A 25,316-nucleotide genomic window follows, 5' to 3' on the forward strand; every position below is an offset into this window, starting at 1 on the left:
CGATTCTATTGGCTTTTCTAATGTTTCTTTTTAACATATAGTGTATAAGTATGAAAATTTATGTTGTTATTACAATGCGTATCTGAGTTATACATAACAAAGATACGCATCCATATTGCATTATCATTTTAATTCCTAATATTGAGTATACTTAATATACGATGGATCATTATATACCCACTGATTTCCACCAAGGTTTAACCAGCCATTTTCATTTATATATACTAAATAAGATTCTGGAGGATTTAATTGACGGATAACTGCAGATGTAGTTGATGGACCACTTCTTAAATTTACATTCATCCCTTGTATATATGCAACCCCAATCGGACTTCCATCACTATTGCTTGTCTTTACAAAATTAATGTAAGAAGGATCATTATACACCCATTGTCCATTCCCCAAATCTAACCATCCGTTACTTTCCTGATATACAACGTAAGATTCTGGAGAATTTAATTGACGAATAACTGAGGAAGAAGTTGATGGACCATTTCTTAAATTTACATTTTTCCCAAGGATATAAGCGATTCCCTTCGTTTGAGGTGTCGGTTGTGGGTTTGGAGGTTGTGGATTTGGAGCTACTCCAAAAATAGCCGCTATTCCATTTGCATACGCTTGACTTAGATCTTCAATAAATTGTGGATTCTTTAATAAATTTGCATCAAACGTTGTATCAATAAAGGCAGTCTCAGTTAAAATTGCATCCATTGCGGTTTCTCTTAATACCGCATAATTTTCTTTTTTTGCTCCTCGATCACGAAGACCGTATTTTGTTAATACAGGATTTACTGCTGTATGCATCTTTTGTTGCTTTGCATATGCAGTGCTGCTGTTGGATAGCGCATTATAAATATAGCTTTCAAAACCTGTACCCCCGCCGCTATTAATATGAAATGAAATAAAATAATCCGCACCAAAAGCATTAGCAATATTAGCACGTTCCGATAAGGAAATAAACACGTCACTATCACGTGTCATTTTAATTGTAATTGGGTAATTTACCGTTAAAATATCTCGAACGCGTCTAGCAATTTGAAGCGTTAAGTTTTTTTCTACTAAGCCATTACCAACAGCACCAGAATCATATCCACCGTGCCCTGCGTCTATAACAAGTTTCATTTTACTACCCCGCCCCTTTCTTGTAATATGTTAGCATTGCTACTCGTCCTATTTTATGTGAAATGTACAAGTTCTGTTACAATCACAAATAAAAAAACCGCCTTATGTAAGGCGGTTTCTATCATCTTGCTTTAACCAATTTAAAATAAATATATACGATTGATAGTGAATATAACGTATGCAAAATAAAATAAATAAAAGTACTATTCCAACACCACTATAAAGTAAACCGAACTTTAAAAAAACATTCACAAGTGGTGGAAAGTTCATTATATTTTGTAATGTACTAAGCATACAAAATATAATGAAAAAGACAGGGACGTATTGTAATTCATACGGCTTTCTTTTCTTAATCATTCTTTTCCGAATGATTATATGACATAGTTCTGCTACTATAAAGCACCCTCCAATTAATACAAGACCAGAAGTCATTGTCATACATCCACCTGCCTTATATTTATTGTATCGCATAAATAATCATCGTTATATTTTCTTCACATACGCTCCATCTTCTGAAGTAAAGCCAAAACTCTCTATGAAAGAATGCGCTTTTTCTGTTAATTCCTCTTGTAGCACTTTTATTTCTTTCACATTTCTTTGTTTCATCATTTCTTCAAATGTAAAATACGTATTTGTACCATAACCATAACCTTGGTAATCAAAATGAATAATTAGCTGTGATAAAACAGCTCGTTCCTCTTGAACACTATAATCTATTACACCAATATATGTATCATCAACTTTCACACAATACTGTACCTTTTTCTCACCTAAACTATGCGATTTAAACATTTCTTTAACAACGCTTTCATTTTCTATAGTAACTTTCTCAAACGTAATCATATGTTGTCCATCCTTTTACTATTATTGTATCAATAATACTTCCTATTTATGAAAAAAAACCTTAAGACCGTATGCGATCTTAAGGTTTTTCTAATTACACTAAGCTATACGCACGTTTTGTTTCTTCATGGAACTTGTTCGTATCGTATTTATGCTCAACATAAATTTGGTGCCATACCATAAACGCAAGTACAGTCCAAATTTTACGGCTATAATCGCCTTTATCTGCACAATGTGCTTCCAGTAAGTTTAATACATACTGTTTGTCGATTAAATGCTCTGTCTTACTTTCGTTTATAATATTTATAGCCCAATCATGCATTTCGTCTTTTAACCAGTGACGAATTGGTACTGGGAATCCAAGTTTTTTACGATCTAATACGTGATCTGGAACGATTCCGCGTGCTGCTTCACGTAAAATAGCTTTCGTAGTTCCGTTAGCAATCTTAAGTTCAGTTGGAATTTTAGATGCAACATCGAATACTTCTTTATCTAAGAACGGTACACGAAGTTCTAATGAGTTTGCCATTGTCATTTTATCAGCTTTTAATAAAATGTCACCGCGTAACCATGTGAACATGTCAATGTACTGCATTTTACTTACATCATCATAATCTTTAATCTCGTTATACAATGGTTTCGTGATATCCATATAGTTAACACTTTCATTGTAATACTTCATTAATTCAGCTTTTTCTTCTTCACGGAAGATTTTCGCATTTCCATAGTAACGCTCTTCAATTGGTGTACATCCACGCTCTAGGAAGCTCTTACCTTTAAATCCTTCTTTAAGAGCACCACTCAATGCTTTTAGAACACTCTTACCTGGGCTAGGAATGTAAGAGAACATTTTTAGTGAGTTTGGCTCACGGTAAATGTTATAACCACCAAATAGCTCGTCTGCGCCTTCACCTGAAAGAACAACTGTTACATGTTTACGTGCTTCTTTAGCAACGAAGTACAATGGTACAGCTGCTGGATCAGCTAAAGGATCATCCATATGCCAAATGATTTTTGGGAACTCATCCATAAATTCTTTCGCTGAAATGAATACGTTATGGTTTTTAACGCCTAATTTCTCAGCAGTTTCTTTTGCAACATCAACTTCACTGAAACCACGTTGCTCAAAACCAACAGAGAATGTTAAAAGATTTGGATTCATTTCTCTTGCAATAGAAGCGATGATAGATGAATCGATACCACCAGATAAGAATGAACCTACTGGTACATCACTACGCATATGCACTTTTACTGAATCATATAGTACATCACGAATTGCTTGGATATGCTCCTCTTTCGTTGCACTTGAAGCATTGAAATAAGGTTTCCAGTAGCGATGGATTTCCATCTCTTTACCGATTTCTTTTACGAAATAATGACCAGGCTCGATTTTATTAACATCAATTGTTAATGTTTCTGGCTCTGGGCCATATTGGTACGTAAAATAATGTTGTAGTGACGTTGGATTAACGCCTTTATCTTCCATCACATGCATAATACTTTTCTTCTCAGATGCGAAGAATGTAGTATCACCTTGCTGTGCGATGTATAGAGGTTTAATACCGAAGTGGTCACGTGCACCGAAAAGTTTCTTCTCTTCACGATCCCAAATCATAAATGCAAACATACCACGAAGGTAGTCTACACATTTTTCTTTCATATGTGCATACAATGCAATAATAACTTCTGTATCAGATTGCGTTGCAAACGTTGCACCTTTTTCAAGTAACATTTCACGTAATTCTACATAGTTGTAAATTTCACCATTAAAAATAATTACATATCGATCATTTTCATAAGTTAGCGGCTGATGTCCTGCCTCTAAGTCAATGATACTTAAACGGCGGAAGCCAAATTGTACATGTTCATCACGAAAATATCCTTCGTCATCTGGACCACGGTGGAAAATCATCGTGTTCATATTTTCAAATTGATGTTTTTCTGTTTCTGAAAACTCTCTAGGGTTTTCACATAAACATCCTACAAAACCACACATACTTCTTACCCTCTTTCGGTTTTCATTCTGTTTCTATACTACTATATCAACCCTATTTATACTAGCATAATCAACTGAATATGGCGACCAAAAACTATAAAAAAATCACTCCATTTCACATTTTTAACAATTTTTTATGAAAACATGAAAACTAGGCACTCACCTTTCTCCGCTTTTGTCATATGATATTGCAAATTGATTTCTAGGAGGGAATACCATGAGTGAAGAAAAAAAAGATTCTTCTCGCCCACCGGTTCGTAATTACTTAAAGCAAATTGATGATTTCTTCGAGCAAACACCTCTTCGCAATGTAATCGCTGATTTAAATCATTTTTTCCAAAAAGGAAACCGTTTATTAACATTCCCTGTAGATTTATATGAAGTTGGTGAAGAACTCGTTGTTACAGCTGAACTACCAGGTATACAAAAAGAGCAAATCCAAATTGAAATACAAAGTGAATACTTAAAAGTCTCTGTAAAAGAAGAGATACTCGAAGAGGAAGAAGAAACATCCCATAACTATTATCGCCGAGAACGTTCCATTTCAGAAGCATCAAGATTGATTAAGTTGCCGTATTCAATTAATAAAAAAGCAGCAAAAGCTTCTTATCAAAACGGCGTATTAGAAATTCGGGCGCCGAAACTTCCCCAACAACATGACATTTTATCCATAGACTAATGCAAAAAAAATAAGGGTGCTATGCACCCTTATTTTTAATCCACTAATCGCTTCATATCACGTATAATGTCTTCGTATGGCGTATTACTAATGCCACTATACTTTTTCATTACTTTTCCGTTTTGATCAATTAAATAAAATGATGTACCATGCATGACCTGACCGTTCTCCGGCTTATCTACAAGTGATTGGAAATTATCTTTTGAAAACTTTGTAATATCTTCTAACGAATATCCCGTTAATAAATTCCAGTTACTAGTATCCTCTGTAAACTTTTGAATAAATGCTTTCAGATTTTCTGGTTTATCAAGGTCTGGATCTACACTAAATGAAACAAACTGAACGTCTATCTTCTCTTCTTTTGCCATCTTTTGCAGCTTGGCCATATTTGCAGTCATTGGTGGACAAACTGTTTGACAATTTGTGAACATAAAATCTGCAACCCAAACTTTCCCTTTTAAATCTTTTGTACCAAATTGCTTTCCATCTTGATTTGTAAATTGGAAAGTTTCTAAATCCCAATTCAATGGTTTACGAAGCTTTGAACCTGATCCACTACATCCAGCAAGTACAAAGAGACAAAATACAACCATAAGACCAATTATTTTTTGATAACGCTTCATTTATAAACCTCTTTTCTCTATCCTAAATTTAAATAGGTTATGTTTATAATAACAAAAGTTAACACTACGAGAAAATTGTTTACTACATTTGTTCACGAAATCGTACGAATTTACGTATGTTACTTCTTTATTTCAAGCGAATTACTAGACAAAATATATTTTTTTACTATTATTTCTATAAATAGAAGTGATAAAACTAATTTTATTGTTACTTTTGTAAATATCTTTCCCTATTTTTTAACAATTCCTTAAACATTAATCCATGTTTTACACTGTATTCCTTAACAACATTTCGGTACAATACAAATACAACGATTTTAAATGAGGTGATGTTCATGGCAAAGCGCTATGAAAATATGGATAATGTTAGTACAAAAAAATCAATTCGCTCTTTTTTACGCTGGCGTAAAGAACGAAAGCAAAACAAAAAAGATTTTTCTTTCTTAGTAGAACAATCACCCGTTAAACAAAGTGCATTTTTGCAAAGTAATGTAAAAAAAACGACTGTCACATGGATTGGGCATTCTACTTTTCTTATCCAAACGAATGGACTTAATATATTAACAGATCCAGTATGGGCCAATAAATTAAAGCTAGTTCCAAGACTTACAGAACCTGGACTCTCTATAGAAGCACTACCTAAAATTGATATTGTCCTTATTTCACATGGTCATTATGATCATTTAGATTTTTCAACTCTTCGTCAGTTGAATGATGATGTTCTATACCTTGTACCTATCGGATTAAAAAAATTATTTACTCGTAAGAAATTTAAACATGTAGAAGAGTATAAATGGTGGGAAAGTACGATAATTAACGAAGTTTCTTTTCACTTCGTACCTGCTCAGCACTGGACGAGAAGATTCTTATTTGATATGAATACGTCTCACTGGGGGGGATGGATTATTGATAATGAAACGACTATGGAAACCATATATTTTTGTGGCGACAGTGGCTATTTCCAAGGTTTCAAAGAAATTGGTGAACGCTTTTTAATTGATATTGCTCTTATGCCCATTGGCGCTTATGAACCAGAATGGTTTATGAAAGTATCTCATGTTTCACCTGAAGAGGCTGTGCAAGCTTATTTAGATTTAAACGCTACTCATTTTATACCGATGCATTACGGAGCATTTGCACTCGCCGATGAAACACCTCGTGAAGCAATAACTAGACTTCGAAATAATTGGAATTTGCGCATGTTACCATGGGAACAACTGCATGTACTCTTTTTAGGCCAAACTTTTATTTATAGTAACGCAACAAATGATAAGCAAATAAATGAAAAAATTGAAACTTTACATGTGTAACGTAGCGACTGATTTTCTACATCTAACATATAATATAGAAAATCCTATAGTGAAGGCTTTTACGGACAGCCCGTTACCTAACCTCTTTGCTCCAACTAAATTTTGAGGTGGGAGTTTTACTGTCCGCAAATTGCGGGATAAAGGGTGTTTTCTATGAATAGATATTTACAGACTCGCTATATCATTAGCGGTAGTGCCTGTATAGCTCTTCTTATTTCTTACTTTCTATTTACATAAAAAAGCTACTTGAAATATATTTTCAAGTAGCTTTTTTATTACTCTGCTAAATACATAAATCCGATTGCACCCGGACCTGTATGAGTACTAATTATAGGCGTTGTATAGAAAATTTCTGATTGAGCAAACCCACTCACTTTTTCAACCGCCGCTTTCATACTTTCAGCTAAAGGAATTGCTTTCGCATGTGGAATTGCAACAGCCTTTACAACTTTTCCAGCTGTATCTTGCTCAAATAACTTAGCTAATGTTTTTACAATTTGGCCTTGGCTACGAACTTTCGTTACAGGATTATAAACACCGTCTTCAAGACTAGCAATTGGCTTTATATTAAGCAGCGAACCGATAAACGCTTTTCCTTTACCGATACGTCCACCCTTCACTAAGTTTTCTAATGTATCTACTACTACATATAAACGAGTATTCTTTCTTACTTCATCTACACGTTTTAAAATTTCTTCTAGTGAGCGCCCTTCATTTGCCATTTTTGCAGCTTCAATTACTTGATATGCTAAAGCATGTGTAATAAATTGAGAATCAACAACTGTTACTTTTGTATCGGTCATTGATGCAGCACTATTTGCAGTTGCTACAGTACCACTCATTCCACTTGTCATATGAATGGAAAGTACTTCACTTCCATCTTCACCTAACTTGTCATACATTTCTACAAATGTACCCATTGCTGGTTGCGATGTTTTTGGTAATTCCTCTGATTTAAGCATTTCTTCAATAAATTCATCTGGTTGTAGATCAACGCGATCTAAATATGTTTGTCCATTTACAGAGATTGATAATGGTAGAACATGAATGTCATACTTCTCGATTACTTCTTGTGATAAATCTGCCGTTGAATCTGTTACAATTTTAATTTTTTGCATATTATATTCTTCCCTTTCCAATACGCTCTCCTTGTTATTATACTAGTATTCCCATTGCTTTCAACAATTTGGAACGAAATTTCATCAAATTAATTATATTTTTATATCTAAAATGAAAAAGACAGAGCTCCTAACCCTGTCTCTACTCTATATCATGCATTTTTTTCAAGAGTATTTGTTTTATATACATTTAAATAATCATTCCACTTCAAACAATTTTGTAAATATTCACGGAAAGAATATGCAAATCTTGGATGTTTTTGTTTTTGAATTTTTGCAATAAATAATTGAAGACGAGACTGAATTAGAAACGATAATGGATGCTGCGCCTGTAGGACAGGGATTTCGAATATTTTAATACAATCCCCTGTTGAATGAGTGAAATAAAAACTTTTCGTAATCACAATATCAATCCTCTTTTTCATTGGATTTTTGAACTTCCTCTACTTTGCGTTGTAACACGTTGTTTAACGTGGAGTAAAATCAGACTTATATGATTTCTGTAGTCCTTATGGCTAGAAGATTTATACTCTATTCATCTCCACCTAATCCATCTTCCCATCCTAAATATCTCCGAGACGGGAATCTCATTATCCATCAATTGTTTAATACATTTAGTATAAGCTTATAAAAGCGCAAAGTTTGTCTAAATTTTGGAGATTCTATAATTTTTTTCTTCTATATATTGTATACGTTTATAGCTATAGTATAACCAATAAATAAAAAAGTGCCTTTATAACGAGGCACTTTTCGACTGCATTTCTTCTCTTTTCTTTTTCCTCTTACTAACAACCTTTGATAAAGCAATACTTACTTCATAAATACAAATAAGCGGCACCGCAACTAAACTATGAGATAAAAAGTCAGGCGGTGATATACAAGATGCAATGATAATCAGTGCTACGTAAGCATATCTTCTTATTTTTATTAAAAATTCCGCCGTAAGTATTCCAATACTAGTTAAAAACATTACAACGACTGGTAATTCAAAAATCACAGCAAATGGGACTGTTAAATTAAGTACAAAATGAAAATACTTTTCTGTCGTAAACATCGTATTAAACATTTCATTACCTATCGTAGTTAAAAAGTGAAATAGAAATGGCATTACAATAAAGTATCCAAAACATAAACCTGCAATAAATAATATAGACAATACCGGTATATACATTATTGTCATCTTTTGTTCATTTGGATGTAAACCCGGTTTTACAAATAACCAAATTTGTATAGCAGCAAAAGGAATTGTACAAACGATAGCAAATACTGTAGCAATCGAGAAAAAAATCCACAATACATCACTTGGACCGAGAACAGTTAATTTCATTGGTAAATCTTTTACAAGCCAAAAATAAATATCCTTTGTAAAAGTAAATCCGATAATTAAAAATAGTACAAAGGATAACACCGTATATATTACTCTTTTTCGAAGCTCAACAATATGTTCTACTACGCTCATTTCCCGATCTTCCAACTCGTTCACCACACTTTATTTATCCATTACAAGGAAAATACATTACATTTTTTCTTTCTTTTCCTTTTCTTGAAATGCGTCATCTGTCAATTCTTTCGTTGATTTTTTAAACTCTTTTAACGTTTCCCCTAAAGCCTTCCCGATTTCCGGCAATTTTTTAGGCCCAAATAAAATGAGTACTGCTACTAAAATTAAAATTAACCCTGGAAAGCCAATATTTGAAAACATTTCCCCATCCCCTTTATTAGTAGTTTCCTTGTCCTACTATTACATAATTTTATTTTGTCAAAAAAGTTTGAAAACGTCAACAAATCCATTGCCTTTTGTCAAAAAAATTCAAAAATATAATCAATTATACAAATTTCATTTTCTATTGCCCTTGTGTATGATATGGTAAGGGAAATGACATATTATTTCATGATAGTAGAAAGGATTTGCATTATGACTGAAAAAATGACACGAATGACCCAATTTGTAAAAGAAGAAATTGCAAATGCAATTACACATGGTATCGGTGCCATTTTAAGCATCCCTGCCTTAATCATATTGATTATTCATGCTTCTAAGCACGGTACCGCATCAGCTGTAGTTGCATTTACTGTTTATGGTGTAAGCATGTTCTTACTGTACTTGTTTTCAACATTGCTACACAGCATCCATCATCCTAAAGTTGAAAAAATATTTACTATTTTAGATCATTCAGCCATTTACTTATTGATTGCTGGCACGTATACTCCTTTTCTACTTATTACACTTCGTGGCCCATTAGGATGGACGTTACTTGCTATTATATGGACACTTGCAATCGGAGGTATCGTCTTCAAAATTTTCTTTGTACGTCGCTTTATAAAGGCATCAACTTTATGTTACATCATTATGGGCTGGCTCATAATCGTTGCCATTAAACCACTTTATGAAAATCTAACTGGACATGGTTTTTCACTACTTTTAGCAGGTGGAATTTTATATTCTGTCGGAGCTATATTCTTCCTTTGGGAAAAGCTACCTTTCAACCATGCCATATGGCACCTGTTCGTTTTAGGTGGTAGTGCGATGATGTTCTTTTGTGTACTCTTTTATGTCTTACCTACAGCATAGTAAAAAAGGTTTCAGCTTACTATAAGCTGAAACCTTTTTTACTACTTATGTAATTGTGATGCGATAACTTCCTGTGTATGCTTCGTTAATTCTTTAATATCCATATTCGCATAATCTTCAGGTGTAATCGGCTTAGAAATTGTTACTGTTGCATGAGCTGGCTTCATACGATTTCCATTCGCTTCAAACATCTTATATGTACCATCTAACGTTACAGGTAAAATTGCTACACCTGACTTTACTGCAAGATGAAAACTACCAGCCTTAAACTCTCCAACTTCGCCACCCTTACTTCTTGTCCCTTCTGGGAAAATTACGATAGAATGTCCATTCTTTAATAGCTCGATTCCATCTTTAATTGCTTTAAGAGATTGACGACGATCGCTACGATCCATAAATACACAATTCATAAGTTCCATCCAAGTTGGCACAACTGGGAACTTTTTAATTTCTGCTTTTGACACGAATCCAATTGGTTTATTTAAGTAACCTAGTAAAACAGGGATATCCATATTACTTTGGTGATTACTTACAACTAGTACCGGCTTGTCTTTCGGAACATTTTCAAGCCCTTTCACTTCTACTGTCCCTCCAGCTACACGTACCATTTTCTTACCAAACCAATTTGTCGTTTTGTACACAGCATTATCTTTTTCTTTTGGCGCCATCGTATTTACTTGTCTTTTAAGACGCCACATTCTCGGTGTAATCGCAATTACGATTAAAATTAAATAAAAGATTTTAAAAAACGTTTGAATCATACAGAACCCCCACCTATTATCATTCCGACCTTCATTATACTAGACAAACGAAGGAAAAAGAAGAAAAAAAGTCCAAACATCAAGTGTTTGGACTTTTTAAGGCATTCTATATTAGAAACGTTTTGCTAATTCACGAGCATTAGCAATTGCTGCTTCTTTAATTTCTTGTGCTTTTTCAGGGTTTGCATTCATACCTTCAACTGCAATATATTCAGTTTCATTTACTCCGACAAATCCTAATACAGTTTTTAAGTGATTACGACCGAAGTCTACAGCTGCGTATGCTCCTTCAGAATATACGCCACCTGTTGCTTGAATGTGAAGTGCTTTTTTACCTTCTAATAAGCCAACTGGACCATTTTCAGTATATTTGAATGTTTTACCTGCGATTGCTACGTTATCTAAGTATGCTTTTACTACTGGTGGATAGCTAAAGTTCCACATTGGAGTTACGAATACATAACGATCTGCATGCATAAATGTTTCTAAGTTTGTGTTCATTGCTGCTACTTTTTGTTGTTGAACTTCAGTTAAAGTTTCAAAGCCTTCACCTGCTGCAAATTTACCCCAAGCACCAAATACATCTGCATCGATTGCTGGTACAGTAGTATTGAATAGATCAATTGTTACAACTTCGTCTTGTGGATGCTCGTTTTTATAAGCCTCGATGAAAGCTTCCCCTACTGCCATTCCGAAAGAACCTTCTGCTGAATTTGGATTTGCTGTGATAAATAGTACTTTTGTCATTGTATTCTCTCCCTTTTTTCTCTTTATCTTTAATTCAAGATTTATTTTTCGAAAGTTAATAACTTACCTTATGTAAGTATAATACAAAAAGTTTTAATTAATGTCAATAAAAAATAGCTACTTTTTTTTCGTAAGTTAATGATTTATTTTGTTTCTTTAAAATTTAGTATACAGATATTAAGACTCCTCATACAAAAAGGCTATCTCTATAATTTATAGAGATAGCCTTTTATTACATATTATTTTTGAAAAACATGTTTCACTTTTTCAGCTGGAATGTTACTTCCACCTCTACCTTTTACATCTTCAATCATCATTGTAATGACCATATCTGGTGAATTCAAATCAAATGCAGCGAACCAGCCTAGTTCTTTTCCTTCGGCCTCTTTGGATACTTTTAATTCCGCTGTACCTGTTTTTCCAGCAAGAGTCATTCCATCAATTTTAGCAATTTTCCCTGTACCATCCGGATCATTAATTACTTTCGTCATAGCAGTTTTTAATATATCCTGATTTCCTTTAGAAATTACATTTTCTTTCCAAGCTTTTGGTTGTTTATCTGTTTTAATAATATACGGTGATGGAATCGTTCCATCATTTACAATTGGCGCATACGTTAAAGCTAAATGAAGAGGAGTCATTAATACTTGCCCTTGTCCATATCCTGTATCTGCCATTTGAATATCATTTTTAATACCGTCATTTGCAATTTTAGAAGCAGGGAATCCATATTCAATTGGTAATTTTTCATCGAATCCGAATTTTTTCGCTTCACTCATAAACTTGTCTTTTCCGATTTTCAATGCTTCTTGTGCGAAGTAAATATTATCCGAGTATTTCATCGCCTTATCAAAATCAATCGGATTTGCATCTTTCACACGCGTTACATAATAATTACCCCAAGAAGAATCTTTTGTCCATTTTAATCCTTCAATTTTTAACTCTTCTTTTGGATCAATCGTTTTCGTTTCAAGACCAATTGCAGCTGTAATTGGTTTAAATACAGAACCTGGTACCGATAATTGTGTAAAGCGATTCGTCATCGGTTTTTTCGGATCATTATTCCAAGCTTCGCGTTGTGCTTTCGATGTTCCTCGTGCAATTAAATTCGGATCATATGCTGGACTACTTACTAGTGCAATTGTTTCTCCACTTTTCGGATTAATTGCTGCACTTGAACCAGCTTCGCCCTTCATTTCATTGTACGTTTTTTCTTGAACAGCACTATCAATAGTTAAAGTTACGTTTTCTCCATCAACAGCATCTGTTTTTGCCAAGTTTTTAATTTCTTTTCCTTGTGCATCTTCTACAAAGACACGGCCACCTTTTTTACCGCGTAGCTTTTCCTCTAATACTTGCTCTAAACCAGCTTTACCAACTGGATCATCAGCTTGATAGCCTTTCTTTTGAAGCGTTTTTAAATCTTCAGCATTTACCTTTCCGATATAACCAGTCAGATGAGCTGCCGCTTCCCCTAATGGATATGTACGAACATTTACAGGTTTTGTTGAAACACCTGCTAAATCAATGTACGTATTTTGCGTTGCCCCTTCAGGCAAAATTCCAATTGGTACGAGATACCCTGGTTTTACCCATTTAGCAGCTAATTTTTGATCAATTTCTTCTACAGACATATTTAATAACTTCGCTACTGTTTCTTTCGTTTGCGGAGCAGTATCGCCTAACTTTTCAGGAATCAATCCGATTTCAGAAGCTTTCCCATTTGTTGCAAGACCTTTTCCATTACGATCGTATATTTCACCACGTTTTGGCTGTGTTGTCTGCATACGCACTTTACTATCTTTCGTCATGCCAGGGAAAATAAAATCAGGAGTCCAATCTATTTTCCAAGATTCTTTATCTCCATCTTTTTCTTTCACCATTTTTGCTTCATGGCCAAAAGTAATTTTACCACCAACTGTATCCATGCTTACTTTAAAAGGAACAGGGCCTTCATCTTTTTTATCTTCTTTTACTTCCCCTGTTTCTACCTTTAAGTCTTTCACTTCGATACCAGAATAAATTTTTTCATATTTCTCAGTAAATTCTTTCTTTGAAATATCTTTTTTTGCATTTTTTGATAGTTGATCATACATATCTGCAAATTTTTGTTTATTCCACGCTTTTACATATGTATCAAACGCTTCTTGTGGTTTTTCTTCTTTACCACATCCAACTAACATGAATGTTAAGCAAAGAAAAAGAATCCCCCATATCTTTCTCAATCGATTCTCCTCCTCTTTCTATATTAGTACTTTTGAAAATTTTAGCATTTTTACATGCTACCTATCATTATAGCACTATCGAATCTCATCTATAAACTTATATTGGTGAATATAAATAAAAAGATTGATGCGAATTCTCACATCAATCTTCTTTATTATTGTTGTTTCTCATATACATGGTAATAATACGTATACGGGTTTTTTTCATCTGTTAAACCTTTTTCTACAAAAATCTCTTTCCAATTTGTCATATCCATTTCTGGGAAGAATGTATCTCCTTCAAATGCATAATGGATTTTTGTTATATACAATTTGTCTACATAAGGTAAAAAGAGATCATAAATTTGCGCCCCGCCAAAAATAAAAATCTCTTCTTCATTTTTACATAGTTCAAATACTTCTTCTACAGAATGAACAACTTCACATCCTTCAACGTGATATCCTTCATTACGAGTTACAATAATATTACGTCTTCCAGGCAGCGGTCTACCAATCGCTTCATAGTTCTTTCTTCCCATAATAAGCGGGTGACCCATCGTTGTTTTCTTCACGTATTGTAATTCACTCGGTAAACGCCAAGGTAAATTATTATCTTTACCAATTACTCTATTTTCGTCCATTGCGACCATAAATGAAACAATCATTTTTTCATCTCCTCTACAATTATACTGCAACCGGTGCTTTAATTGCTGGATGCGGATCGTATCCTTCAATCGTTAAATCTTCCATTTCAAAATCGAAAACAGATTTCACATCTGGATTTAATGTAAGTTTCGGGAACGGACGTGGTTCACGTGCCAATTGCTTTTCTACTTGTTCAAAATGATTTGTATAAATGTGTGCATCACCAATTGTATGAACAAATTCCCCTACTTCAAGACCACATTCGTGTGCAATTAAATGTGTTAGTAGTGAATAACTTGCGATGTTAAATGGTATTCCAAGGAATATGTCACCACTTCTTTGATATAGCTGACAAGAAAGCTTTCCGTCCGCTACATAAAACTGGAATAATGTATGACAAGGGGGTAATGCCATACTTGGTACGTCTTCAGGATTCCAAGCAGAAACGATTAAACGACGTGAGTCTGGTGTTTTTTTAATCATTTCAATTACATCTTTTAATTGATCAAGTGTCTCACCAGCTGTCGTTTTCCAAGCTCGCCACTGTTTACCATAAACGTCTCCTAAATAACCATATTTATTTGAGAAATCCTCATCTTCTAAAACGTTCTTTTTAAACAATTCCATCTGCTCATCGTACTGTACTTTAAATTCTTCATCTTGTTGTGAGCGAAGACCAAAATCCGTCATGTCAGGACCAGTATACTCATCACTTTCTACCCAGCTCTTAAACGCCCATTCATTCCAAATATTATTATTATGCTGCAATAAATAGCGAATATTTGTATCACCTTTCATAAACCAAAGTAGTTCACTTGCTACAAGGCGAAATGGTACTCTTTTTGTCGTTAATAAAGGAAATCCTTTACTCAAATCAAAACGCATTTGATATCCAAATACAGATACAGTTCCTGTCCCTGTACGATCTTCTTTCTTCGTACCATGTTTCATTACATGGCGGCATAAATTTAAGTATTCATTTTCAGCATGTTTCATATGTAGGAAAACCTTCTTTCAATCGTATATGCAATTTATCATAACATGAAAAATGGTAAATTTAATAATCCTAATTAATAAAATTTCTTCCGCTAATTCTTACAAAATTATTAACTTTCCAAATTTAAAAAGGTTTTCATTTTCTATTACCGAAAGTATAGTGCGGTAGAACAAAATTTATATTTGGAGGTTAGAAGTATGTCTAAAATTGAAACGCCTGTTATGACTTCTTTACAAACAGCGGTTGAAAAAATGATGAAGGATTTAAATGTTCCTGGTGCTGCTGTCGCTGTTATAAAAGACGGTGAAGTTATTATTTCAGAAGGTTTCGGCTATCGTAATATAGAAACAAAAGAGGCTGTTACACCGAATACTCGATTCGCAATCGGTTCCTCAACGAAAGCATTTGGCACACTTTCATTAAGCTTGTTAGCACAGCAAAAAAATTTTAATTGGGATATCCCTATCCAGTCTTATATACCTAACTTTACTTTATCTGAACTACTTGCTAGCTCACAAGTTACAGGACGGGATTTAGCTTCTCATCGAACCGGTGTAAGCCGTCATGAGGCTCTTTGGTATAGCTCTTCCTTATCTCGAAAAAATCTCGTTGAAAAAATAAAACATTTACCACTTGATGCGCCGTTCCGAACAGCGTTTCTATATAACAACTTAATGTATACAACAATCAGCTACATTGTGGAAAATATTACAAATAAAACGTGGGAACAATACGTTACAGAACATATTTTAGAGCCTTTAAATATGAATCAAACAAACTTCTCTGTTACAGATTCACAAACTACAGATGATTATGCTTTACCTTACGTTGAAAATGAAGGTAAAATAAAAGAAGTTCCATTCCATAACATCGATACAGTTGGAGCTGCTGGGTGTATTAATTCTACAATTGAAGATATGGCAAATTGGGTCCTTCTTCACTTAAACAAAGGTAAATTTGGAGATCATGAATTAATCTCCTCTGAATTATTACAACAAATGTATACACCACATAATTCCATTCCAGATCAACCAGTTTTATCACTTCCTGAATCTCCATTAAATAGTTACGGTCTTGGTTGGTTTATTAGCGCTTACCGTGGTAATAAGGTAATTCATCATGGCGGTAATATTGATGGGTTTTCAGCACTTGTTTCATTCATACCAACAGAAAACATAGGCCTTGTCATTTTAACGAATGCTGGAGGAACATTACTTCCTACTTATCTCGCTAATCAAATTTATGACGAACTACTTGAATTAGAATCCATTGATTGGCATAAACGTGCTGTAGAAGATACTGAGAAAATGAAGGAAATGATGAAAGAAGCAACTGAGTCGCTTCCTGAACAAATTAAAGGGACTACACCTTCTCACAAGTTAGAGGATTATACTGGTACTTTTGAACATCCTGCATACGGAACATTACAAGTATACAAACAAGATGATTCGTTATTTGTACAATTTATGGAGATGGAGGTTCAATTGCACCATCATCACTACGACATCTTCTCTGCAAAAATTGACTTATTCCAAATGAAAATGAGTTTATTATTCGCTTATGAAATGAATGTGAGTGGTGAATTCCCATCTCTTCAGTTACATGTGCCAGCTATGTTAAGTACTCAGCCGCTGACATTTAAGAAAATCAAATAATTATTTTGATGGTAAAAAATAAAGGTAGGTGCGAATCACACCTACCTTTTCTATTTCATATCCATCTTATCTGGTTGAAACCAAATCGGCTTCGATAGTTCAAAGTTTTTATGATCTTCTAATACAATATGAAGACGCTCTAACGTATCCTCCAACATATGCGGTGCTGCTCGTAATGTCCAGACAACTGATGAGAAAACTGTCATGCCAACGTACACCGCATATAATTTCCAGAACTCCTCTGGTATTCTCTCATTAAAGTATCCTTCTATTTGTCCGATTGAATATGGAATACTAATGTCTCTTGCAAATAGTGCAATTTTTACGAAATCATGCAGTGGGTCGCCCCAGTCATAACCATTAAAATCAACTACACCTACATATCTCCCATCCCGTACAATTATATTTTCTAAATGAAAATCATCGTGTTGAAATCGATTTGGGCGATCCTTTACATACATTTCATTTTCATCTATAAACTTAATAATTTTATCATCATTTTCAATTTTAATTCCGCATGTTTTATACGCCTCTAAATATTTCCTATGTTTTTTCATTGCTCTTTCATACCACGGAAGTATATTCTTAGGAGCTTCAAGTGTATGCATTTTCGCTAAATCTTTTCCTGCCTCTATGCCAATATCATATTGTTCTTTTGGTGAATACGTAGACAATAGTCTCTTCGCATCTTCCCCTTCTAAATATGAAAAAATACTATAGCATACACCTTCTTCTTCCAATATACCTATTTCAATTGGCCTTTGTGCCTGTACGTTACATTTTACCATTTCATTTAAAATTTGAAACTCTATTTTCTTTCTTTCATACTCTTTTATATCGCCTGTCCGAAATAAATATTTTTCATTATTCGCACTCATAATTATATATTTCTTGTCAGGCGAAAAACCTTTAGAAATTTCTTTAATATCCACTGCATCTTTTACAATTTGTATATTGTTTTGCTGCGCTGTAATTATCTTCATATCTATTCCCCTTACATTTCTGCCTTTGGTGTATAGGCAACTTCTACAATAAATCCATTCGGATCGTAAAAATCAATCGTATAGTAACCTTCCGAATAATGATTCATTTCAATTGGACCACGTATTACCTTCACTTTCGTACTAGAAAGAAAATCTGCTACTTCATCAACTACTTCTCTATGAATAGCTTGATAACAAATATGTCTAGGCCCTAACGTCCTTACGATTTCCTCATCTACTTCTTTAAAATATATTTCACTTTCTCCTGTGCTATATGCTACTTCATTTAACTTTCTCCATCCAATTATGGAAAACAACTTATTATAAAAAGAAATGGACTCCTCTAAATTCGCTACCCAAAATTCAATATGATGAATGCCTGCTCGAAGTGTATTCATATTAAGAATACGCTCCTTGTACTACTTCCACAATTTCCATCGGCTTATGAACCATATAATCTGGTGCATCTTTTTTCACTGTTTCAATGACATCATATCCCCAAGATACCCAAATCACGTTCACTCCAGCCTTTTTACACGCTGCTACATCTCGCTGTTCATCACCAACGTATAACATATCCTGCTCTGTTATCTTTTTCGATTTTAAAAATCTTTTTATCATTTTATCTTTACCAAACAGATTTTTAGAACAATACACTTCTTGTATATTTTCTATATCATTCTTGTGTAAAAATGCCCGAATATGCTCTTCTGAGTTAGATGATATAACCGCAATACCGTATCCTTTTTTATATAGTTCATCTAATACATCCTTCATCCCATGAAATAAAACAAGATCTTTTATAGCAGGCTGATATAATTTATAAAACTCCAACGCTAATATCGGTAATTTATACAGTGGTACATCGAGTTGTTTACATCTCTCTGGCATCGTTAATTTACGTAAATGTTCAATTTCTTCTTCCTTTACCGTTTTATATCCGTGCTTTTCAGCAATTTGATTATAAATTGGTACAAATATATTTTGCGAATCTACTAATGTGCCATCAAAGTCAAAAACAATGTATTTTTGCATCTCCATACTCCTTTTACTTCTTTTTTCTAAACCTATGTTATTCAACAACATAGTTGTCTGTCCCTTCTATAAACATAAAAAAGAACAAGATTTTCTCTTGTTCTTTTTAAGACAACCATTTCGGCGGTACATTTGTATTCCAATAAATATTTCCTAACTCATGATGTCCAGAGTATCCATCATCAAAACGGTGATAATGGAAATTAAAATAATAACCATCTTGCGGCGGATGATCTCTTCTTACATGGAAACGCAATAAATCATTTCCTGATTTCGTATCGTAGACGTGAAAAATCTTTTCATTATTTCCACCAGCTGGTTTTTGAGAAATCGCTAATGATTGTAGTGAGTCTTCTGGTACATCACTAGCAAGCTCAGCAATTGCCTCTTCAATTTTCGGTAATATTACATCTTTAAATTCATCTTCAATTACTGGACCAATTTTAGTACCAAACTTTTGCATCGACTGCTTCTCTGCTTCTTGCATTGCATAAGTAATAAAAGTATCGGTGGTTAACCTGTCATTCGTTTCTTCATATGTATAGGACGTGCTCTCCAAACTTTGTTGCCCAGCTGTGCTCGTAGGCTTGTCCGCAGCTTTGGCATTATCAAGCAATATGGAAGGAGGCGTCACTAAACCAAATGTAAATACGGTAATTAATGCGACTAAGGTTTTTCTAAACCAATTTGGCATTTATGTTCCCTCCCCTTTCACTCATTATTTTTTATATAACGGTGGTTTCTTCTATTATACAAAATGATTATAATTTTTGCACTTTACAATTTTGTTAACGTTCACATATTTTTCACTTGAATATGAAATTGTAAGATTTCATACAATATTAATACCACAATATTGAGGAGGCACTTGAATGACTTTAGATGTCATGTATTCCGCCGCAAGCATACTCGTTTTAGTATATTTTATTTATCAATGTGTTACAGACTAGAAAAAGAGCCGTCAATGGCTCTTTTTTTATGGTAAAAATACAATCCATACAATTAATAAAATAAAAACAAAGCCACCAATCACAGCTGGCAATAAATAAAACTGGGCAAGTATAACTATTGCATACAAGAGTATTGCTGGTAGTAGTAAATAACGATCTGCCTTCCACCTTAGCAAAAGTAATTTTCCTTCTTCACAATATAAATGAAGAAACATTTTTTTCGTAAATTCATTCCAATAATCACGCGCATAGCGAGAAATTGCAACTACAGTAAATACAAGAACAATAGCTGCAATCCACCTTGGAGTCATGATTATACTTGCAGTACTCATACATACAATTTGAATATAAAATATTCGTGCAGTACTTGTACGGAAAAATTCTTTCAAAAAAGATTCGATAATAAGAGAATCTGCTTTTTTTCCTAATAGTCTTTTAGAACGCGGAAACATCCACGGTTTTTTATTCGAGCTACTCGGTTTAGCTGCATGACCACCAACTTGCATAATTCCGCTCGTCCAGCGCATGCTTTCCTCTTTTTCTTTCTCGATTTCTTAAAAAAAGAACTTTTTATAATTCATTTTCTCTTTTACTAATACACTACTTAAGAAAATTACTAGACCGATAAATAGAATTGAATAATATAGATTTTTATAAATAAAAAATAAACTAATTCCAAAAAAGGACAAGCTCATAGAAAATACTACATTTTTTACAATCCATAAAACCCATCGTTTCCCCACCTGTACATGAATAAATCTTGTTAACAACGACAACATAAATCGAAATATAGTAAAGAATACCCAAAATAATACGACTTGTATCTCTGTTACTCCGATACTTTTCATCAACACTGGTAACATAATAACGACTACTATTACATTCGTTATCGCTATTCGAACAAATGTGTACATCATGCCATACTGGACTAATTTTCGCATATGTGTTGCATACGAAATTAAAAATAAACTATCCGCTTGCTCAAAAAACGAACGAACTCCTCTCGGATATGTTACTAGATAAAATGCGAGTAATCCTAATCCGAAATAAATCGTCTCTTCCATTGATAATTCATTTATCCATAGTGACCTATAATAGATTCCCATAAATATAAGTGTTGGAATAATAATATATAACGCGACTGTCCAATCTGTTACCGAACATATAGACTTCCACTTCCGCTGGAGCTCATGACATAATCTTTTATAAAATTGTTGTTTAATCATGTTGTTCACGCCTTACAATTATATCAAAGCAGTCTAGTAATGAGCTATCCGGCATTTCCGCTAACATTTGAATAGATTCTAAATGTCCATCTGCGACTAATGTACCTTGTGAAATGAGTAAAAATCTTTCACAAATTTTTTCAGCAGTATCCAATACGTGCGTACAAAGTAAAATTCCTGCTCCGCGCTCTTTTTCTTTATATAAATAACTTAAAAACTCTTTCGTAGCTACTGGATCTAAACCGATAAAGGGTTCGTCAATTATATAAAAATCTGGCTCAGTTAAAAACGCCAATATTAGCATCGATTTTTGTTTCATACCTTTTGAAAACTTTGATAAATATTCATGTTTATGCTTATCCATTCGAAAAGTATGTAATAATTGTCCCGCTCTTTCTTCCCAGCTTCCCATTTCACTTCCACGAGCTGCCATTAATAATTCAATATGTTCCCAGAGCGTCAAGTAATCATAGTATGTTGGATGTTCTGGTACGTATGCATACGGATTTTTCTTTTCACCGAATGATATTTCACCGTCCATATTTACAAGTAATCCCAGCATCGTTTTTATCGTCGTACTCTTCCCAGCACCATTTGCTCCAATAAGAGCAACTAGTTCACCTTTTTCGATAGAAAAAGCTATATCACGAATTGTTTTTTCACCTATTTCATATCCAGCTGAGCGGATATTTACTTCTAACATGCATTTCCCCTCTTTCCATTTCCAATACAATCAAGGAAAAGAATAACATATAACTATCTATATATCATTATAAAATATTTATTTTTATGGCAGGAAAAAACATTTTTTAACAGAATACTAAATGTTTGATTACATTTTATTGGAGTGGATAATATGTCTTTTCAAATTCGTGAAGCAACGATAGATGATATAGACGCACTTTGTTCTTTAACAAAAGAATTAAAAGGTTCCTCTATTTCCTATGAAGATATGAACAATCGATTACAATTCGTACAAATGAGTCCGTTTGATTTTTTATATGTTTACGAGGAAGAAGAAACTATATTTGGATTACTTGGATTTCGTATACGTGAAAATTTAGAAGATGTAACACGTTATGGAGAGATTTCAATTATTAGCGTTGATTCTAACATACGACGTAAAGGCATTGGACAAGTTTTGATGGATTATGCAGAACAATTAGCAAAGAAACATAATTGCATTGGCACATGGCTAGTTAGTGGAACAAAAAGAGTAGAAGCTCATCCTTTTTACAAAAAATTAGGCTATGAGGTAAATGGCTACCGATTTGTAAAACATTTTTAAACTACTTATAAATTGAAGGGGCTATAACTATGACAAACATTAAAGCAATTTTCATTGATCGTGACGGTACAATTGGTGGTGACACTACAATACATTATCCAGGATCTTTTACATTATTTCCATTCACAAAAACATCCTTGCAAAAACTAAAAGCTAAGAATATAAAAATTTTCTCTTTCACAAATCAACCTGGGATTGCAGATGGAATAGCAACTGTAGCCGATTTTGTACAAGAATTAGAAGGCTTCGGTTTTGATGATATTTATGTATGTCCTCATAAACACGGTGATGGTTGTGAATGCCGTAAACCGAGTACAGGCATGCTGCTTAAAGCAGCAAAAAAACATAGGCTTGATTTAACACAATGTGCTGTAGTTGGTGATCGCTGGACTGATATTGTTGCAGGAGCAAAAGTAAATGCGACAACGATTCTAGTCCGAACAGGCGCTGGGTATGATGCTTTGCATACGTACCGAGACAAATGGGCACATATTGAACCAAACTACATTGCAGATAACTTTGAAGATGCAACAAACTGGGTTTTAAATCAACTATAATACAAAGGTAGCAAGTTCCCTTTTGATAAGCAGACATTGCAATTCAAATTATATTTTTTATTACTAACAGCAATTAACGTAAAGAAGGAATAGCTTAGTGGCTATCCCTTCTTTATTGACTTCTATTATTTACATTTGTTATCTGTTTTTATTGAGTATTCTCATCGTTTTTATACTCCAAAATATCCCCTGGCTGACACTCCAAAGCTTTACATATCGCTTCTAATGTTGAAAAACGAACCGCTTTTGCTTTCCCATTTTTCAAAATAGAAAGATTCGCCATCGTAATTTCAACCTTCTCCGAAAGCTCCGTTACACTCATCTTTCATTTTGCTAACATGACGTCAATATTAATAATAATTGTCATATCCGCCACCTCAAACTGTCAAATCATTTTCTGATTTTATGTTAATTGCTTCTTGTAGAAGGCGTTGAAGGATAGCGGTAAAAACAGCGCTAACGAACGAAGCAAAAATGATAATAAGTCCCACTAACCCAATAGGAGGTTCCATTTTCTTCGCTATAAAATGAAAAAGTGGCAAACCTAATACATACAAACCACTGATTGTAACTGCACAGCGCTTTATATTCTTTAACGACTTTACAGATAATTCCGAGAACGCTGTGTTCTCGTCAATATACTGTAAAAGATTGAAAGCCTGATAAAGAGCAACATAAAAAGGCACAGCTGCTCCATACATCACAATGAAAACAAGATATTTTATCGGAGCGATATTAGGATACAAATTCGCTACAAAATTCGCCATTTCCGGCACTAAAAATATGCATAAGGCAAGCACTGCAATTCCAGAAAGAAAAATAATTACTTTTAAGAACGTTGTTGAACTTCATTTAAGATTCATTTACAATAACTCACTTATTTAATGACAACATAATTTTACCACATAATTTATCGTTTAACAATAAATAAATATCGTTTTATCGTTATTGTCATACTTTTTAATTTAGGCAAAAATAAAAAAGAATTTCTCATTACAAAGAAATTCTTTTTCTTGAAAATGCCTCTTTCAACTTAATTTTTTAAAACGTTAATTCGTAATGGAAATAACGATTATCTCTCAAATAACCATTTTCAGCATATAATCGTTGTGCTGATAAATTATCAATCTCTGTTTGTAATTTTACACCTTTTGCTCCATTTTCTAATGCGTATTCTTTAGCAGCTTCTAATAATTTTTTACCTGTTCCGGCTCCACGCTTCGCCGCTTGTACAAATAAATCATTTAAAATCCATAATTCTTTCATTGAAATGGAAGAAAATGATGGATATAGTTGTGTGAACCCAATATATTCGCCGTCTTCAACTGCTACGAAAATAACGGACTCTTTTTTCTCAATTCGGTTTCGTAAAAATACTTTTGCCCCTTCTAAATCAGAATCCTGCCTATAAAACATGCGATAGTTATTAAAAACTGATGCTAGTCCATCTAAATCTGCAATTGTTGCCTCATATATTCTCATTTTACTCCATTCCCCTTCCAATACTGTCTCATTATATCCGTTGCCCATTTAGGCTGGTGTATTTCTTCTTTCGGCATAAACTCTTTCATTATTGGTTTTATATCCAATATAGGAGTGCCATCAATAGCATCTAATCCCTCAACAATAATTGATTTACCTTCTCTTTTGATCACCTTTACAATTGTTACACCTATGCGATTCGGGCGATTTTTCCCGCGCTGTGCAAAAATACCTACTTCAGGATAATCCTTATTATTTCTAGGATGTCTAGCAAAATACTGAATTTGCTCGTCAGTTACTTTATGAAAATAAAAAACAACTTCAATATGAGAAAAATCTTCAATCCCTTGTATACTTTCTTCTGCATACATTTCAGTTAAAGTTATACGGGATCTTACTTCTCCCCACTCATCATCTTTTATTTCCTTTCTTTCATTATGTACAAATGCGATTGGTTGAACTGAAAACATGCGCATTCCCCCTTAAATGTAACCACTTACATTATAAAATATTTTCTGAATGT

The 25,316-nt window shown here is 33.8% G+C and carries 29 protein-coding genes and 1 pseudogene; 6 read left to right on the forward strand and 24 right to left on the reverse strand.

The features are described from left to right. Window positions 1-135: 135 nt before the first annotated feature. From N2V92_RS24100 to asnB, 4 genes are all read right to left on the reverse strand, one after another. Window positions 136-1,122: an N-acetylmuramoyl-L-alanine amidase gene (locus N2V92_RS24100; protein ID WP_000779884.1), complete on the reverse strand. Its 987-nt coding sequence runs from the start codon at window positions 1,120-1,122 to the stop codon at window positions 136-138. A 102-nt stretch (window positions 1,123-1,224) separates the two neighbouring features. Continuing rightward, entirely contained in the window at window positions 1,225-1,554 is a 330-nt protein-coding gene (locus N2V92_RS24105; protein ID WP_000200457.1) for a hypothetical protein, read from the reverse strand. Between the two features lie 51 nt (window positions 1,555-1,605). Further along, window positions 1,606-1,965 carry a GNAT family N-acetyltransferase gene (locus N2V92_RS24110; RefSeq protein ID WP_000627501.1) on the reverse strand — a complete coding sequence of 120 codons (360 nt, stop codon included), beginning with the start codon at window positions 1,963-1,965 and terminating at the stop codon, window positions 1,606-1,608. 94 nt (window positions 1,966-2,059) lie between these two features. Then, window positions 2,060-3,961: an asparagine synthase (glutamine-hydrolyzing) gene (gene asnB, locus N2V92_RS24115; protein ID WP_000333819.1), complete on the reverse strand. Its 1,902-nt coding sequence runs from the start codon at window positions 3,959-3,961 to the stop codon at window positions 2,060-2,062. A gap of 217 nt (window positions 3,962-4,178) precedes the next feature. On the opposite strand from asnB, the gene N2V92_RS24120 reads away from it, so the two are divergent. Beyond that, a complete protein-coding gene (locus N2V92_RS24120; protein WP_001288086.1) occupies window positions 4,179-4,640 on the forward strand; it encodes an Hsp20/alpha crystallin family protein in 462 nt (153 codons plus the stop codon). Between the two features lie 35 nt (window positions 4,641-4,675). On the opposite strand, the gene N2V92_RS24125 is transcribed toward N2V92_RS24120, so the two are convergent. Continuing rightward, window positions 4,676-5,263 carry an SCO family protein gene (locus N2V92_RS24125; protein ID WP_000833341.1) on the reverse strand — a complete coding sequence of 196 codons (588 nt, stop codon included), beginning with the start codon at window positions 5,261-5,263 and terminating at the stop codon, window positions 4,676-4,678. A gap of 335 nt (window positions 5,264-5,598) precedes the next feature. Between N2V92_RS24125 and N2V92_RS24130 the strand changes: the two genes are divergently transcribed. Further along, a complete protein-coding gene (locus N2V92_RS24130; RefSeq protein ID WP_001129637.1) occupies window positions 5,599-6,573 on the forward strand; it encodes an MBL fold metallo-hydrolase in 975 nt (324 codons plus the stop codon). Between the two features lie 275 nt (window positions 6,574-6,848). Here N2V92_RS24130 and N2V92_RS24135 read toward each other — a convergent pair whose 3' ends face one another. From N2V92_RS24135 to N2V92_RS24150, 4 genes are all read right to left on the reverse strand, one after another. Beyond that, the gene (locus tag N2V92_RS24135; RefSeq protein ID WP_021036079.1) at window positions 6,849-7,691 is read right to left on the reverse strand and encodes a DegV family protein; all 843 of its coding nucleotides are present in this window, start codon (window positions 7,689-7,691) and stop codon (window positions 6,849-6,851) included. A 152-nt stretch (window positions 7,692-7,843) separates the two neighbouring features. Beyond that, on the reverse strand, window positions 7,844-8,095 hold the full coding sequence (locus N2V92_RS24140) for a DUF2535 family protein (RefSeq protein ID WP_000629010.1): 252 nt from the start codon (window positions 8,093-8,095) through the stop codon (window positions 7,844-7,846). A gap of 329 nt (window positions 8,096-8,424) precedes the next feature. Beyond that, window positions 8,425-9,150, reverse strand: coding sequence for a twin-arginine translocase subunit TatC (tatC, locus tag N2V92_RS24145; protein WP_000117643.1), 726 nt, complete (start codon window positions 9,148-9,150; stop codon window positions 8,425-8,427). A gap of 57 nt (window positions 9,151-9,207) precedes the next feature. Next, the gene (locus tag N2V92_RS24150) at window positions 9,208-9,393 is read right to left on the reverse strand and encodes a twin-arginine translocase TatA/TatE family subunit (RefSeq protein WP_000492443.1); all 186 of its coding nucleotides are present in this window, start codon (window positions 9,391-9,393) and stop codon (window positions 9,208-9,210) included. Between the two features lie 213 nt (window positions 9,394-9,606). On the opposite strand from N2V92_RS24150, the gene trhA reads away from it, so the two are divergent. Beyond that, window positions 9,607-10,263, forward strand: a complete 657-nt coding sequence (trhA, locus tag N2V92_RS24155) for a PAQR family membrane homeostasis protein TrhA (RefSeq protein WP_000136889.1) — start codon at window positions 9,607-9,609, stop codon at window positions 10,261-10,263. Window positions 10,264-10,304: 41 nt separating this feature from the next. Here the strand turns inward: trhA and N2V92_RS24160 are convergent, their stop codons facing one another. From N2V92_RS24160 to N2V92_RS24180, 5 genes are all read right to left on the reverse strand, one after another. After that, complete coding sequence (locus N2V92_RS24160) at window positions 10,305-11,024, reverse strand: lysophospholipid acyltransferase family protein (RefSeq protein WP_000616579.1); 720 nt, start codon at window positions 11,022-11,024, stop codon at window positions 10,305-10,307. A 111-nt stretch (window positions 11,025-11,135) separates the two neighbouring features. Continuing rightward, the gene (locus N2V92_RS24165; RefSeq protein WP_000170033.1) at window positions 11,136-11,771 is read right to left on the reverse strand and encodes an FMN-dependent NADH-azoreductase; all 636 of its coding nucleotides are present in this window, start codon (window positions 11,769-11,771) and stop codon (window positions 11,136-11,138) included. A 239-nt stretch (window positions 11,772-12,010) separates the two neighbouring features. After that, on the reverse strand, window positions 12,011-13,996 hold the full coding sequence (gene pbpC / locus N2V92_RS24170) for a penicillin-binding protein 3 (protein WP_001227242.1): 1,986 nt from the start codon (window positions 13,994-13,996) through the stop codon (window positions 12,011-12,013). Window positions 13,997-14,151: 155 nt separating this feature from the next. Then, on the reverse strand, window positions 14,152-14,640 hold the full coding sequence (locus tag N2V92_RS24175) for a dihydrofolate reductase (RefSeq protein WP_000637207.1): 489 nt from the start codon (window positions 14,638-14,640) through the stop codon (window positions 14,152-14,154). A gap of 19 nt (window positions 14,641-14,659) precedes the next feature. Then, complete coding sequence (locus tag N2V92_RS24180) at window positions 14,660-15,616, reverse strand: thymidylate synthase (RefSeq protein WP_042597951.1); 957 nt, start codon at window positions 15,614-15,616, stop codon at window positions 14,660-14,662. 198 nt (window positions 15,617-15,814) lie between these two features. Between N2V92_RS24180 and N2V92_RS24185 the strand changes: the two genes are divergently transcribed. Then, window positions 15,815-17,272: a serine hydrolase gene (locus N2V92_RS24185; RefSeq protein WP_016077780.1), complete on the forward strand. Its 1,458-nt coding sequence runs from the start codon at window positions 15,815-15,817 to the stop codon at window positions 17,270-17,272. 50 nt (window positions 17,273-17,322) lie between these two features. On the opposite strand, the gene N2V92_RS24190 is transcribed toward N2V92_RS24185, so the two are convergent. The 6 genes and pseudogenes from N2V92_RS24190 to N2V92_RS24215 form a co-directional block, all read right to left on the reverse strand. After that, window positions 17,323-18,255, reverse strand: a complete 933-nt coding sequence (locus N2V92_RS24190; protein ID WP_016077781.1) for an aminoglycoside phosphotransferase family protein — start codon at window positions 18,253-18,255, stop codon at window positions 17,323-17,325. A gap of 11 nt (window positions 18,256-18,266) precedes the next feature. After that, window positions 18,267-18,653, reverse strand: a complete 387-nt coding sequence (locus N2V92_RS24195) for a VOC family protein (RefSeq protein WP_001094667.1) — start codon at window positions 18,651-18,653, stop codon at window positions 18,267-18,269. 1 nt (window position 18,654) lies between these two features. Beyond that, window positions 18,655-19,290, reverse strand: coding sequence for an HAD family hydrolase (locus N2V92_RS24200; RefSeq protein WP_001174980.1), 636 nt, complete (start codon window positions 19,288-19,290; stop codon window positions 18,655-18,657). A gap of 106 nt (window positions 19,291-19,396) precedes the next feature. Continuing rightward, entirely contained in the window at window positions 19,397-19,984 is a 588-nt protein-coding gene (locus N2V92_RS24205; protein ID WP_001134421.1) for a YpjP family protein, read from the reverse strand. A 282-nt stretch (window positions 19,985-20,266) separates the two neighbouring features. After that, window positions 20,267-21,466 (reverse strand): annotated as a pseudogene (locus N2V92_RS24210) (ABC transporter permease). Further along, window positions 21,459-22,169 carry an ABC transporter ATP-binding protein gene (locus tag N2V92_RS24215; RefSeq protein WP_000895248.1) on the reverse strand — a complete coding sequence of 237 codons (711 nt, stop codon included), beginning with the start codon at window positions 22,167-22,169 and terminating at the stop codon, window positions 21,459-21,461. Before N2V92_RS24215 ends, N2V92_RS24210 begins: the two are co-directional and overlap by 8 nt. A 153-nt stretch (window positions 22,170-22,322) precedes the next feature. On the opposite strand from N2V92_RS24215, the gene N2V92_RS24220 reads away from it, so the two are divergent. Beyond that, a complete protein-coding gene (locus tag N2V92_RS24220) occupies window positions 22,323-22,754 on the forward strand; it encodes a GNAT family N-acetyltransferase (protein ID WP_016077782.1) in 432 nt (143 codons plus the stop codon). 29 nt (window positions 22,755-22,783) lie between these two features. Continuing rightward, on the forward strand, window positions 22,784-23,311 hold the full coding sequence (locus N2V92_RS24225) for an HAD-IIIA family hydrolase (protein ID WP_016077783.1): 528 nt from the start codon (window positions 22,784-22,786) through the stop codon (window positions 23,309-23,311). 148 nt (window positions 23,312-23,459) lie between these two features. On the opposite strand, the gene N2V92_RS24230 is transcribed toward N2V92_RS24225, so the two are convergent. From N2V92_RS24230 to N2V92_RS24245, 4 genes are all read right to left on the reverse strand, one after another. Further along, on the reverse strand, window positions 23,460-23,633 hold the full coding sequence (locus tag N2V92_RS24230; protein WP_015945765.1) for a helix-turn-helix domain-containing protein: 174 nt from the start codon (window positions 23,631-23,633) through the stop codon (window positions 23,460-23,462). 55 nt (window positions 23,634-23,688) lie between these two features. After that, window positions 23,689-24,135 (reverse strand): DUF2975 domain-containing protein, encoded by a 447-nt coding sequence (locus tag N2V92_RS24235; RefSeq protein ID WP_033668863.1) that lies wholly within the window; start codon window positions 24,133-24,135, stop codon window positions 23,689-23,691. 217 nt (window positions 24,136-24,352) lie between these two features. Next, complete coding sequence (locus N2V92_RS24240; protein ID WP_001223866.1) at window positions 24,353-24,793, reverse strand: GNAT family N-acetyltransferase; 441 nt, start codon at window positions 24,791-24,793, stop codon at window positions 24,353-24,355. Next, window positions 24,790-25,263 (reverse strand): SAM-dependent methyltransferase, encoded by a 474-nt coding sequence (locus N2V92_RS24245; RefSeq protein ID WP_000493250.1) that lies wholly within the window; start codon window positions 25,261-25,263, stop codon window positions 24,790-24,792. The genes N2V92_RS24240 and N2V92_RS24245 overlap by 4 nt, the downstream gene beginning before the upstream one ends. Window positions 25,264-25,316 lie beyond the last annotated feature (53 nt).

This window comes from Bacillus sp. CH_48 (assembly GCF_038008465.1).
GTDB classification, from domain to species: domain Bacteria; phylum Bacillota; class Bacilli; order Bacillales; family Bacillaceae_G; genus Bacillus_A; species Bacillus_A thuringiensis_S.